Origin of the sequence: Kocuria sp. CPCC 205258 (assembly GCF_040981005.1) — a bacterium.
GTDB classification, from domain to species: Bacteria; Actinomycetota; Actinomycetes; order Actinomycetales; family Micrococcaceae; genus Kocuria; species Kocuria rosea.
The window spans coordinates 18605-31708 of sequence record NZ_JAVKPS010000003.1 but is presented as its reverse complement, the minus strand read 5'-3'; the positions used below and the strand labels follow the sequence as shown (position 1 = coordinate 31708).

General features: G+C 67.8%; 12 protein-coding genes. 4 read left to right on the top strand and 8 right to left on the bottom strand.

Features of this window, described 5'->3' with window-relative positions:
- Positions 1–53 precede the first annotated feature (53 nt).
- Positions 54–1532, bottom strand: coding sequence for an Nramp family divalent metal transporter (locus RF644_RS06025; RefSeq protein ID WP_368795830.1), 1479 nt, complete (start codon positions 1530–1532; stop codon positions 54–56).
- 249 nt (positions 1533–1781) lie between these two features.
- Entirely contained in the window at positions 1782–2678 is an 897-nt protein-coding gene (locus tag RF644_RS06020) for a LysR family transcriptional regulator (RefSeq protein ID WP_133410734.1), read from the bottom strand.
- Between the two features lie 719 nt (positions 2679–3397).
- Between RF644_RS06020 and RF644_RS06015 the strand changes: the two genes are divergently transcribed.
- From RF644_RS06015 to catA, 4 genes are all read left to right on the top strand, one after another.
- Positions 3398–4282 (top strand): helix-turn-helix domain-containing protein, encoded by an 885-nt coding sequence (locus RF644_RS06015; RefSeq protein WP_368795829.1) that lies wholly within the window; start codon positions 3398–3400, stop codon positions 4280–4282.
- A gap of 122 nt (positions 4283–4404) precedes the next feature.
- Positions 4405–6285, top strand: a complete 1881-nt coding sequence (locus tag RF644_RS06010) for an FAD-dependent oxidoreductase (protein WP_368795828.1) — start codon at positions 4405–4407, stop codon at positions 6283–6285.
- 12 nt (positions 6286–6297) lie between these two features.
- Positions 6298–6834, top strand: coding sequence for a VOC family protein (locus RF644_RS06005; RefSeq protein WP_368795827.1), 537 nt, complete (start codon positions 6298–6300; stop codon positions 6832–6834).
- A gap of 132 nt (positions 6835–6966) precedes the next feature.
- The gene (gene catA / locus RF644_RS06000; RefSeq protein ID WP_368795826.1) at positions 6967–7851 is read left to right on the top strand and encodes a catechol 1,2-dioxygenase; all 885 of its coding nucleotides are present in this window, start codon (positions 6967–6969) and stop codon (positions 7849–7851) included.
- A 161-nt stretch (positions 7852–8012) separates the two neighbouring features.
- Here the strand turns inward: catA and RF644_RS05995 are convergent, their stop codons facing one another.
- The 6 genes from RF644_RS05995 to RF644_RS05970 form a co-directional block, all read right to left on the bottom strand.
- Positions 8013–8939, bottom strand: a complete 927-nt coding sequence (locus RF644_RS05995; RefSeq protein WP_368795825.1) for an ABC transporter substrate-binding protein — start codon at positions 8937–8939, stop codon at positions 8013–8015.
- Positions 8936–9637: an ABC transporter permease gene (locus RF644_RS05990; protein ID WP_368795824.1), complete on the bottom strand. Its 702-nt coding sequence runs from the start codon at positions 9635–9637 to the stop codon at positions 8936–8938. The genes RF644_RS05995 and RF644_RS05990 overlap by 4 nt, the downstream gene beginning before the upstream one ends.
- Entirely contained in the window at positions 9634–10311 is a 678-nt protein-coding gene (locus RF644_RS05985) for an ABC transporter permease (protein ID WP_368795823.1), read from the bottom strand. Before RF644_RS05985 ends, RF644_RS05990 begins: the two co-directional genes overlap by 4 nt.
- Positions 10308–11120, bottom strand: a complete 813-nt coding sequence (locus tag RF644_RS05980) for an ABC transporter ATP-binding protein (protein WP_368795822.1) — start codon at positions 11118–11120, stop codon at positions 10308–10310. Before RF644_RS05980 ends, RF644_RS05985 begins: the two co-directional genes overlap by 4 nt.
- Before the next feature lie 341 nt (positions 11121–11461).
- Complete coding sequence (locus tag RF644_RS05975; RefSeq protein ID WP_368795821.1) at positions 11462–12442, bottom strand: NADPH:quinone reductase; 981 nt, start codon at positions 12440–12442, stop codon at positions 11462–11464.
- A gap of 12 nt (positions 12443–12454) precedes the next feature.
- Positions 12455–12985, bottom strand: a complete 531-nt coding sequence (locus RF644_RS05970) for a PadR family transcriptional regulator (protein ID WP_368796162.1) — start codon at positions 12983–12985, stop codon at positions 12455–12457.
- Positions 12986–13104: the final 119 nt, after the last annotated feature.

The following is a 13104-nucleotide window of genomic DNA, read 5'->3' as shown; positions in this document are numbered from 1 at the left end:
AAGGAAGTGGGCCGGGCATCGCTGCCCGGCCCACCGCCGTGGACTGTCTCGCGCTAGGCGGCGAACAGCTTCTGCGCCTGGATCACCAGGGTGTAGACCGCCACGACCGAGTAGAAAACGGTCGCGATGCCCATGACGGCCACACGGTGGCCCGGCATGCGGATCACCTTGTGCAGACGTCGGTTGAGCACCACGAGCAGGATGGAGTAGACGACCATGACTCCGCAGTTCAGCACTGCCGCCATGGCCAGCAGGGTGATCGGCTGGGTGATGCCGACGCCGAGGATGACGATGCCCAGCCCCACCATGATCCACACAAAGGTGCTGTAAATCTTGGCCTCCGTCCAGAACGCGTGCCCGTGCAGGTAGTTCACGGTCAGGACGTCCGAGACGACCCGAGCCACGAGATCCACCACGGCAAGGTTCGCGAACATGAGGGCGACGGTGCCGATGAGCAGGTAGAAGAACTGCAGCCCGCCCCCGAACTGATCGCCGAGGACGCCGGCCTGCACCTGGATGAAGGACAGGTCGGCCTTGCCCTCGTAGCTGCCCACAGGGATCAAGCGGTAGGCGAGCAGGGAGAAGATCGTGATGCTGAACAGCCCGACCACGAAGAACGTCCAGAACTGTTCTGCGCAAGCGTTCTTCCACCAGGTCTTCCAGCGGGACTGGTTCTCCGGGGTCATGAGGAACTGCGTTCCAGTGGCGGTGCCGGCCTCTTCATGACCGGTGATCGGGGAGACGATGCGGGGAGCGTGCGCCCCCATCCCCCATCCCTTGTCCCGGGTGTAATTGCTGACGGTCAGGTTGATGACACCGCCGCCACCGGCGAAGACGACCGAGGTCACCAGGAACTCCACCGGAATCCCCTCTGGCAGACGACCGAAGCCCTGGGCAGTGTCCGCCGGCAGGGCGGTCCACGGACCCCAGCCGATGACGACCAGGCAGATGATGACGGCGAAGATCAGGATGCCGATGACTTTGAGGAACTCCAGCTTTTCGACGGTCTTGTACACAATCGGCGAGAGCGTCAGCACCAGACCGATCACCACGAGCCCACCGATGGCGATCCACTGGACGTTGCCACGGCCTCCCGCGGTGAACGTCGCCATGGTGGCCGCACTGCTCATCCAGCCCGGCCAGGCGAACGGGATCACGGTCATCGCGATGAACAGCGGTGCCCATCCACGCCAGAGCCGCGCAAATCCGGTCATCGCCGTCTCGCCGGTGGCCAGAGAATATCGAGCCGCTTCGGTGTTGAGGAAATACTGAATGCCGATGCCCAGCGCTGCGGCCCACAACCACGTGAGTCCGACCTGACTGGTGATGTAGGGATGCGAGATGTACTCGCCCGATCCGATGCCCACGGCCACCAGGATGACCCCGGGGCCCGCCATCCTGCGGAAGTTCACGGGTTTGGGGAGCTCGGCCCAGCGCAGAGCCGGGAGCCGCCCCGGCCTCTGACGGCCTGCTGAGCCGCCGAATTCCTTGGCTTCCACCTCGGTCGTGGTGGGCGGGTCGTTCACTGTCATGGCTTTGGCCTCACTGTTGGTCGAGGTCGATCGAGTAGCACATGGCGCGGTCACAGGCGTGTTGAGCGCTCAGCGCCATGGCATGGAGAGGGAGACTGCCGCAGCACCATCGCCAGCACCCGAGGGGTGTGATGCGCGCTACATCTCCCCAGAAGGCTAGAACGGCCGTCTATATGAGGGAAATACCAGTCACTGATCGACTATGACCATTTTTAGATGCACGGTTCACCCGGACTGTCGAGGAGGCCCTCAGAGTGCTGGCTCCGGCAGGACCTCGGCGCAGATGTCCAGCACCCGCTCGAGAGCCGGGGATGCGTTGTCCGTGCGCCATGCCAGTGCGGCGTGCAACCAGATCGGCTCCCCGGAGATGGGGATGTAGGCGACACCCGTGGGCTGGACGTGCCGCACAGAGGTCAACGTCAACGTGGCCCCGGCCCCCGCGGCGACCAGGGCAAGAATGGTGTAGGAGTCAGGAGCCTCTTGAACGATCCTCGGTGATACTCCCGCTTTGGCACAGGCGTCCAGCAGGGCAGCCCGAAGGGTGGAACCGCCTTCCGCCGGAAAACTGATGAAGGGGTCGTCGGCCAGACTGGCCAGCGAGATCTCCTTCTCCCCAGCCAGCCGATGGGAGGACGGCAGTGCGCAGATGAGCCGTTCGTGCTCGATGACGCGATAGCTGACGTCGGAGTGCCGCACGGGGAGCCGGACGAAACCGAGATCCAACTGGCCGCGCACCACCTGGTCGAGCGCAGCACCGGCATAGGTCTGCCCCTGCAGCACCAGATCGATACCGGGGTATCGGCGGCGCACCTCCTGGGCGAGAGTGGGGAGGATCTTGCTGCTGGAGGCGCCGGCGAAGCCGAGCCGCACCCGACCGGACTCCCCTGCTGTCAGAGCACGAGCCGCCGCGTGAGCCAGTTCCACATCGGCCAGCACCTTTCGCGCCGGTCCTAGGAGACGCTCCCCCGCGTCCGTGAGAGTCACCGAGCGCGTGTTGCGGACGAACAGCTTAAGTTTGAGTTCCTTCTCGAGCTGCTGGATGCGGTAACTGAGCGGAGGCTGGGCCATCTGGAGTCGTTGCGCTGCCCGACTGAAATGCAGCTCCTCGGCCACTGCGACGAACGCTTCCAGCTCCTTGATGTCCAACGTCTTGTCCCATGGTCGTAGCCGTCAGTGCCGAACCGAGCAGATCCGCTGGATGCACTCCGTCGACCCAGCATAAGCACGCCCAGGACGGATAACAGGGCGTCGACATCCTCGGCCGGTCATCGAGTTCATGGGATGCGGACCGCTTCGATACCGGCCGGCGGTCAGTGGTCCCCCACGCGGTCTTGGTCCACGCGTGGACCTCCTCCCTCGAACGGCCTGGAGAAGGACACCGAGGAATTGCCGCCATCCTCCACGTGATTACCCCTACGGCGGTCACATGGAGCCACTCCTTCGGAGTCCTGAAGGTCCTCACTCCGACTGCAGAGCAACACGTACACGGCCTGTCCCTCCAGCAACCCGACTTCGCCCTCGGTAGGCCGGCCCGTTGCCCGGCCATGAGGGGCTTTTTGGACATGAGGCCGCGATGAAGTCGGTTCCTTCGTGGCCTCGCTCCGCTCCCTGGCACGCCCCTGACGTAGCACCGGTCCGGAACCTCGAAGACCTCGACCCAGAGGGCATGGTCCACCGCTACACTGGACCGCAGTGATGGGACGTACATCACATTCAAGTTGATGGGAGCGCCCGATCTGCGCTTCTGGCTCGCGGCCGACGCGCCGTGGCGGTGTCTGGTGACAGAACGGACGTCGGGACGGTCAATACCAGGGGATCCCACCCCCCGCCGGAGGAGGACGCCACCCGTGTCGATAACAGCTGCTGTGAGCGATGAGATGGTGGAAGACTTCTCGACCAGCCACTTGCCGTGGCGGCTGGACGTCTCCCGCGGCAGCGTACTGGAGCACAAGACAGTCCATCTGGGTGAGGCGTGGGCCGTGGACTCTCGTCTCGGAGGCATGGCAGGGCGACGTGATGCCCCACAGATCCGGCGGACGGACGGAGAGTACGTAGCGGTTCTTCTGGTGCGGCGCGGCACGGAGACATTCACACAGCACGGCCGACGCGCCCAGGTCGACGCCGGCACCGCGGTGATCTGGGACGGTGTGCGTCCCGGGGAGTGCGTCAGCGGTCAGGACCTCGTCAAGACCACGTTCTTCATGCCGCGCGACCTGTGCCGCGACACCATGCCCCATCTCGATGCGATCGTCGCCCGCACCGTGCCCGACTCCCCCAGCCTGCGCCTGCTCTTCTCGTGGTTGCAGACGTCGACGTCGACCGAGGACCTGGATGGCACCGCCGCCGCGACAGCCGGACATGTCGCCGTTGACCTGCTGACCTCGGCGATCGGCGCGTCCTCGAACGTGGTCCTGGACACCCGGACGATCAGGCTGATGGAGATCAGGGCCTTCATCGACGCACACTTCGGCGACTCGGAGCTCACCGTGGACACCATCGCCTCGGCCAACGCGGTGTCCACCCGCTATCTGCATCTGCTGTTCCAGGAGACGGGCGAGAGCTGCCGGCAGTACCTGATGCGCCGACGCCAGGAAGCGGCGCACCAACTGCTGATGTCGGCCACAGGTCTGTCCATCACCGTGATTGCTCACCGGTGCGGGTTCGACACCCCGTCCTCCTTCAGCCGCGCCTATCGCGCCGCCTTCGGCCTGTCGCCCCGGGCGGCACGGAACGCACAGCGCCAGACATGACCTAGCTCACACTGTGCACGTGGTGCGCGTTCTTGTGCGCATCACGGCAAGTTTCAACCCCTGCGGCCCTTCAATACTTGCTGACAACCGAGGAGGCACCTCCCGGCAATGAAGGAGTCGAGATGCTCAGCACATCACCTCACAGCGCGGTGAAGCACAGCGCCCTGTTCCAGCCCGGCCGCATCGGCCGGATGATCCTGAAGAACCGATTCGTCCAGTCCCCCATCTTTACCCAGTACGCCGGCACGTGGGGCGAGGTGAGCGACCGGCTCATCGAGTACTACCGGGAGCGGGCCCGCGGCGGCGCCGGCCTGCTCATCACGGAAAACACATCGGTCGACTGGGAGCTCGGCCGCACAGTCGGCCACCCCATCCGGATCGACCACGACCGGTTCCGGGCCGGACTGGCCGACCTGGTGGAAGCCGTGCACAACGAGGGTGCGAAGATCGCCGTACAGCTCCACCACACCGGCCGTCAGAACTCCCAGGGCAACACGGAGCGCAATGAGCCCCCGATCGCCCCGACCGCCGGTATCACCAGCGCCTTCGGCACGGCTCCTCGGGCGATTGAACTGGAGGAAATCCCGGGACTGATCCAGCGCTACGCCCAGGGCGCCCGGCGGGCGAAAGAGGTCGGCTTCGACGCGGTGGAGCTCCACGGTGCGCACGGATACCTGCTCTCCCAGTTCCTCTCCCCCAAGACCAACAAGCGCACCGACGAATACGGCGGCTCCTTGGAGAACCGGGCACGCTTTGCCCTCGAGGTGGTCCGGGCGGTGCGGGATCAGGTCGGCCCTGACTTCCCCGTCCTCTACCGCCTCAGCGTCGAGGAGCCGTACGAGGGCGGCCTGTCCCTCGACGACGGGCTGGCGTTCTGCGAGATGCTCGAGGAGTACGTCGACGCCCTCGATGTATCGGCGGGCAACTACGACACCGCCGACGTCCTGCTGCCGATGCATCCCCCGGGGAACCTGCTGCACTACGCCAAGGCCGTGAAGAAGCGGGTGTCCGTGCCTGTCATCGGCGTCGGCCGGCTGACCTGGTTGCTGGACGAGCTCAACGACGACGTGGCCGCCGGCGAGCTCGACTTCGTCGCCCTGGGGCGTGCCCAGCTGGCCGACCCGGCAGCGGTGGAGAAGACCCGGCGCGGGGAGACCTCTCGCGTGCGACGCTGCATTGCGGTCAACGAGTGCATCTCACGGTGGATGTTCAACGGACAGCGCACCCAGTGCGTCATCAACCCCGCCCTCTCCCAGGAGAAACGAGCCTCGGAAGCCCGGCGCCCTGCGCCGGTCTCCAAGCGGGTGCTCGTCGTGGGGGCCGGACCCGCCGGGTGCGAGGCGGCCATGCTGGCAGCCGAGCGCGGGCACGCGGTGACACTGGTGGAACGCGAAGCGGAGATCGGCGGTCAGCTCCGGTCCTGGGCCGCGGCCGAGGTGCTCAACACGGAGATCTCGACCCTGATCAACTTCTACCGCACCGAGCTCGACCACGCCGGTGTCGATCTCCGGCTGGGCACCGAAGTCCAGGAAACGGATTTGGCCGACTACGACACCGTTCTGCTGGCTACGGGGACCGTCAGCACGGGGGCACCCGACGACGCGCTGGACGCCGTGGAGATGCTGGCCACCCGCCGCGCTCCCGATGCACAGCAGGTCACCGTCCACGGGGACACCGAGATCGCCTTGTTCGCCGCCCTGTGGCTGGCCGAACAGGGCCGGGAGGTGACCCTCTCCTCCCCGAGCGATGACATCGGCTTGGACACCAACGACATGCAGCGCGCTCATCTAACCCAGCTGCTCGCCGCCAAGCACGTCACCGTACTCACCGGACAGCAGGCGCCGACCGGCCCCGGGGTGGTGTGGGCACAGGACCGTGCGTCCGACGAGGGCTTGTCCGAGACTGTCGACGACGACCGCGTGCACATCATCGGCACCCGCCTGCGGGGCGGACGGATGTACGAGGCGACCCAGTCCGGCTTCTGGGCTGCGTCCCAGATCTGAGAGGAGAAACCGATGACAGTCCGCGCCATTGAGCACATCGGCATCACCGTGCCCGACCTCGAGCAGGCCACCCAGTTCTTCGCCGAGGCCTTCGGGGCCGCGAAGATCTACGACATGCTCGACGAACCCCTCGCCGGCCCCGAGGTCGAGGCCGGCCTCGGCATACCCTCCGGGGCCAGGATCGAGGCGATCCGCATGCTGCGCCTGGGCGAGGGAGCCAACCTGGAGCTGTTCACCTACTCCGGCACCGCCCAGCGGGACCCGGTGGTGCCGAGCGATCTCGGCCTCCAGCACTTCTGTGTCTACGTCGATGACATCGACGTGGCCGCAGACCGGCTGGAGCACGCCGGGGGCCGGCTGCTGAGCCCACCCGGCGAGCTGCCCGGAGGGGACGCCGGCCCCGGTAACCGCTATCTGTACGCCCGCACCCCGTGGGGCAGCACGGTGGAGCTCGTGAGCTATCCCTCCCCGCAGGCCTACGAGGCGGGGACCGGCCGACGCCGGTGGCGTCCTCCTGCGCGATCCGACAGCACCGGGCAACAGCCGTGAGCATGTCGTCCCGGACTGCCACCCCCCATCCCCGCGCGGGCGCACGGCCGGCCCCGTGCCGGAACCCTCCCGGGGCCCGGGGACGGGGCCGGACCAGCATCATCCGATCCGACAATCGACGAGGAGAACATCATGACCGAGACGCAGGAGCAACACCGCAAGGAGAACGAGGGCACCGCGGTCGAGGCCGGGTCCAAGGCCACCGAGCGCTTCGCCCAGGCCGGCAAGCTGACTTCCCTGGAGGTGTCCCAGGAACGGGTGAGTCTGCTGGCTGGTGAGGCCATCAAGGCCATCAACGACATCGCCGTGGAGCACGAGGTCACCTACGAGGAGTACAACGCGCTGAAGGCGTGGCTGATCAAGGTCGGCACCGACGGGGAGTGGCCGCTGTTCCGGGACGTGTGGCTGGAGCACACCATCGAGGACGTCAACTCCCAGCACCGACCCGGTGCGGTGGGCGCCATCGAGGGCCCCTACTACGTCCCGGGCGCCCCGGTGCTGCCCACTCCGGCGACCCTTGAAATGCGCGAGGACGAGCCCGGCACCCCGCTGCTGTTCAAGGGCCGGTTCACCGACACCGAGGGCAACCCGCTGCAGGGCGCCCAGGTGGAGATCTGGCACGCCGACGCCAACGGCTTCTACTCCCAGTACGCCCCGGAGCTGCCCGAGTGGCTGTTCCGCGGCGCCGTGCAGGCCGACGAGAACGGGTGCTTCGAGATCAACACCAAGCGCCCGGCCCCGTACCAGATCCCCACCGACGGGGCCTGCGGGCAGCTGATCGCTGCGGCCGGCTGGCACGCCTGGCGCCCGGCGCACATCCACATCAAGGTCTCCGCCCCCGGGTACCAGCTGGTCACCCAGCAGCTGTACTTCCCGGGCGACCCGCACAACGAGGACGACATCGCCTCGGCGGTCAAGCCCGAGCTGATGCTGGACCCGAAGCCGCGCACCGACGGCGGGGCGGGCGAGGAGGTCGTCTACGACTACGTCCTCGCCAAGGAGGGCCAGACCAAATAGGACCCAAGTCGTCACCGAAGACCAGCCGGAAAAGGCACTCCCGGCACAGGACGCATCCCCGTCGGCATCGACGGGGATACGTCCTGTGGCACACATCGCGGCTGATCGAGCTCGTCCCACGGCACGGACCCGATGCGGTTCGGCACGGGGCAGATTCGTCCCTAGAACAGGTCCTGTTCTGCGAGCCACGCCGCCGCGATCGCCCCGGCCGGGGCCTGTTCCTGCACGCTCCGAGCATTCAGCGCGATGAGCCCTTCCGGAGTCAGCGCCGCATCCACCTCGTTGATGATCTCGGCGGCGGCCTCGTCGACGTCGTCGCTGGCCAGCGGCACGACATGCGAGGCAAGGAAGAGGCCGGCGGGGTCCTCGAGGGAGACGAGGTCGTTCGCTGCGATTGAGGGGTCGGCGGTGTAGACGATGGCAAGCTGAATGCTGTTGTCCCGCAGGGCCTTGACCGTCAGCGGGCCGCCGCCGTCCTCAATCGGGGTGAAGTCGACGTCGACGTCGTAGGCCTCCTGGAGCCCCCGCGGTCCGTTCGGCCGCGTCTCGCCCTCGGAGTTGCCGCCGAGGGTCAGCGGCTCCGTGACGTCCGCCAGATCGCCGATGCCGGTGAGGTCCCAGGTCTCCGCGAAGGCACGGGTGACCACATAGGAGTCCTGGTCAGTGGCCGAGGACTGGTCGAGGACCCGCAGGCCCTCCGGGACGGTGCCAGCAAGTTCCGCGTAGACGTCCTCGGTGAGGCGGGCGGTGGTGTCAGGCTTCCAGTACTGCAGCAGTGGACCCGTGTACTCGGGGAACAGGTCGATCTCGCCGCTCTCGATCTCGGGCAGGTAAACCTCGCGCTGGCCGATGCGGAACTGTCGCTCCACCGTGTACCCGTGGGTCTCCAGGGCCTGGGCGTAGACCTCGGCAATGATCTCGTTGGAGTAGTAGTCCTGAGAACCCACGACGATGGTCGGTTTCTCCCCGGCCCCGTCGGTGGAGTCACCGGAGGCCTGGGACAGGGGATCGGCACCGGAGCACGATGTCAGCATCAAGGTGCCGGCGAGCAGCGTGCCGGCGAGCGCGGGCAGGGTACGGGGGTTCATCGGAGTCCTTCCGTGGGGGTGGAGCGACGCGGGGGTGCGTCAGGAGTGGTGGCCCGGGTGATCCCGCGGTGCGCCAGGCCCAGCGCACCGTCGAGCAGGAGGGCGAGGAGCACGACGAGCAGGGATCCGGCGAGCATCAGGGGGTAGTCGCGAGCCTTCAGTCCGGTGAACAGGTACCGGCCGAGACCGCTGTCCGCGACGTAGGCGGCGAGCGTGGCAGTGGCGACCACCTGCAGGACGGCCGAGCGCAGGCCACCGACGATGACCGATCCGGCCAGCGGCAGCTCGACGCGACGGACGATCTGCCACTCGGTCATTCCCACAGCTCGAGCTGCGTCGACCGTGGCCGGGTCCACGGCTTCGACGCCGGAGTAGGCGCCGGCCAGCATCGAGGGAATCGCCAGCACGACCAGGGCGAGCACGGGTGCCTGCAGCCCGATCCCGACGAGGAGACCGATCAGGGTGAGCAGCCCCAGGGTGGGCACCGCCCGGCCGGCGGCCGCGGTGGCGACGACGAGGCCGCGCCCTCGGCCCGTGTGGCCGACCAGGACCCCGGCGGGGAGGGCGATCGCTGCGGCGAGGACCACCACCAGTGCCACGATGCCGAGGTGCTGGAGCAGCCGGCGGGTGATGCCTTCGGTGCCGGCCCAGTGCTCGGGGTCTCCGATCCAGATCAGGGCCTCGGTCAGGAGGTTCATGGCATCGTCCGGGTTTGGGTCTTCATCGGCGGACGTCGTCGCCCCGGGCGGGTCCATGGCATGGCCGAGCGGCCCAGCGCGGCGCACAGCCCGTCGAGGGCGAGCGCCAAAGCGACCGTGAGGACCAGCCCCGTCAGGACCTCTCCGGGGAGACCGCGCTGGAAGCCGTCAGTGAACAGGGTGCCCAGGCTGCGGATCCCGATCACCGCACCGATGGTGACAAGACTGACTGTGCTCACCACCACGACCCGGACCCCGGCGAGCAGGACCGGACCGGCCAGGGGCAGCTCCACCCGCCAGAAGCGCGCCCACGAGGAGTACCCGAGCGCTGTGGCGGACTGGCGCACCGGCTCGGGGACCGAGGCGAACGCGTCCGCGGCTGTGCGCACGAGCAACGCCGCGGCGTAGACGGTCAGGGCAATGGTCATGGTCGCGGCGGAGCGCAGGGGCGTGCCGAACACCGTGGGGATCAGAATGAGCAGCGGCAGAGAGGGGATCGCGTACAGGACGCCCGCGCCACCGAGCAGGGGCGCCCCGAGGGCGGGGCGGCGGAAGGCGAACCGGCCCAGCGGCAGGGCGACGACGAGCCCGGCGACCACCGGCACCAGGCTCAGCAGCAGATGGGTCAGGAGCAGTTCCTCCACCAGCGGCAGATTCTGCAGCAGCCACGTCATGGTGTCAGCAGCCCCGCGGGGCGCCCGTCGCGGTCGACGACGATCTGTCGACCTTCGAGCTGCTCGATGCGCAGAGTGCGCTTGGCGCTGTCGGTTCCGATGAACTGCCGCACGAAGTCGTCGGCGGGGTGGGCGAGGAGATGAGCGGGTGTCCCGGTCTGGGCGATCCGCCCTCCGGAGCGCAGGACGACCACCTCGTCCCCGAGGGCGAAGGCCTCGTCGATGTCGTGGGTGACGAAGACGATCGTCTTGCCCAGGTCGGCTTGCAGCCGCCGCAGCTCCACCTGCAGGCCGGTGCGCACGATGGGGTCCACCGCCCCGAAGGGTTCGTCCATGAGCAGGATGTCGGGCGCGCCGGCCAGAGCCCGTGCCACGCCGACGCGTTGCTGCTGGCCGCCGGACAGTTGTGCGGGATACCGAACGGCAAGTTCTGTGCTCAGTCCGACCCGCTCCAGCATCTCCAGGGCCGTCGAGCGCGCCTGGCGTTTCGAGGTGCCGTTGAGCACGGGGACGGTGGCGACGTTGTCGAGGACCGTGCGGTGCGGCAGCAGCCCACCCGCCTGCAGCACGTAGCCGATCGACCGGCGCAGCCGCACCTTGTCGAGGGACCGCACGTTCTGCCCGTCGATTATTACCACCCCGGACGTGGGGTCCAGCATCCGGTTGACCATCCGCAACAGGGTGGTCTTGCCGGAACCCGAGGAGCCCACGAGCACCACGGTCCGGTGCGAGGGGACCGTGTAGGAGAAGTCGTCCACCGCGACCGACTCGTCGGCGTAGGTCTTGGTGACGGACTGGAACTCGATCATGGCTGACTTTCGGGTCGGGACAGAAGCATGGGCTTCACCGGGGTGCTGGTGTGGCGCCGGCCCACAGGCACGGCTGCGTACCGGCGGCGCATCGGAGCCAGCCCGGCATGTGGGACAGCTATGGAGCGACGGGGCTGGTCCAGGACCACGAGGACGACACGCACGGGGCGACGTCGTTCACTGCGGCGTTGACCGCTCGAGGGAACAGCTCGTGCTGGCGGGTCGCGGGCAGGACCTCATCGAGGATATACCTCGAAACGAGGTATTTCGATTCGAAATTTCACCCGCCCGGCATGTTCTCTGTCACCGCTGGACGCCCGGGCCGGGCCCGCAGCGAACTCTCAGTCCGGAATGGAGAGGAGGACGCGGCGCCGGTTGTCGGCGTCAACCTGGTCGTGTGCCAGAGCGACCTGCTCGAAAGGGAACGGCGGACGGACGGGAATGCTCAGCGCACCGACCTGCGCGGCAGCGGTGAGGTCACTGGCCGCCTGCCGCTTGGCTGCGGGCGGGAAGTCGTCGCTGCCGAGGAGCCTGACCGTGATGTTGTCGAACAGCATTGGCCAGAACGGGAAATCCGGCCGGTCGCGGCCACTGGCGTAGGCGGCAATCACGGCACCGTTCTTCGCCACGGCGGCGTCCAAGTCGATGTTGCCGGCGAAGTCAACCTCGACGATCCGGTCCACACCGTCCGGCGCCAGTGCGCGGACGGCGCCGGCAGGGTCAGGCTCTCCCAGGGCCACCGTGTGCCCGAACGCCGTCCCTCTCAACCGGAACGTATCCTCGGAACGCCGGACGGTGGTGACGACGTGAGCCCCGGAATGGTGGGCGAGCTGGGCGGCCAACGAGCCGACCGCCCCCATGGCTCCGTGCACCAGCACGGTCGCCCCATCCACCGGGCCGTCGCCGAAGACGGCACGGTGGGCCGTGATCCCAGGAATGCCGAGGCATGCCCCGAGAAGGTCATCGACCTCGTCAGGCAGATCGACCGCCTGTTCGGCGGGCACCACGGTGTACTGGGCGGCGGTGCCGAGAGGCCGGTAGGACTGGGCACCGTAGACCCAGACCCGCCGCCCGATCCTCGACGAGTCCACACCATGTCCCACCTCGTCGAGAACACCGGACCCGTCACTGTGCGGGACCACCCGGGGGAAGGCCATGGTCGACCCCAGCCAGCCGCGCCTTTTCTTCGTGTCCCCCGGATTCACCCCGGAATACCGCAGGCGCACCCGGACCTCCCCCGGCCCCGGCTCGGGATCGGGCAAGTCCCCTGCCTGGAGCACATCACCGGCCGGACCTTGCTGCTCGTACCAGACTGCGCGCACATCGCCTCCTGATCAGTCGTGGGTGTGGTCGCCGCCCAGGACGCCGCGCAACCAGGTCCTTTCGGCCCGGCTCGTGGCCCGCGCGACGACGAAGAGGCCCTTCCGGTAGGGATCGGCCATCTCTCGTTCACGCAGGGGGCGGTCGCCGTCGTAGAAGAAGCTGGCCGGCTCCTCCAAGAAGGCGAGTCGCCTCGAGAGGACGGCATGCTGGTCGGCGACGTCCGGAAGCTGGGAGAGGAAGGCGAGGACCACAGCGAAGCGGTTAAAGTCGGTGATGTCCTGCTCGGGCGGCCGACTCAGCCGTTGCAGCAGATCGGTCCGGCCGGCCTCCGTCAGGTGCAGCACGTGACGCTGGGCGGCAGCCCTGCCGGCTTCGGTGCGTCGTTCCAGCAACCCCTGACGGACCAACCGATTGATCGCAGGGTACAGACTGCCGTCACTGACCGGCCGTGAGTGGCCCGACAAGTGCGCCACCCGGCGCCGCAGTTCGTACCCGTGCAGCGGAGCTTCCGCCAGGAATCCCAGAATTGCCAGTTCAAGCATGATGGCCACGACTATACCTCGAACCGAGGTAGTGTGGATGTCGTCATTGCCGGACCAGGACCTGACCGAGAGATCGGCCCACCGCCGACCACAAGCGCGGAATCTGGCAGTCCCTCGAG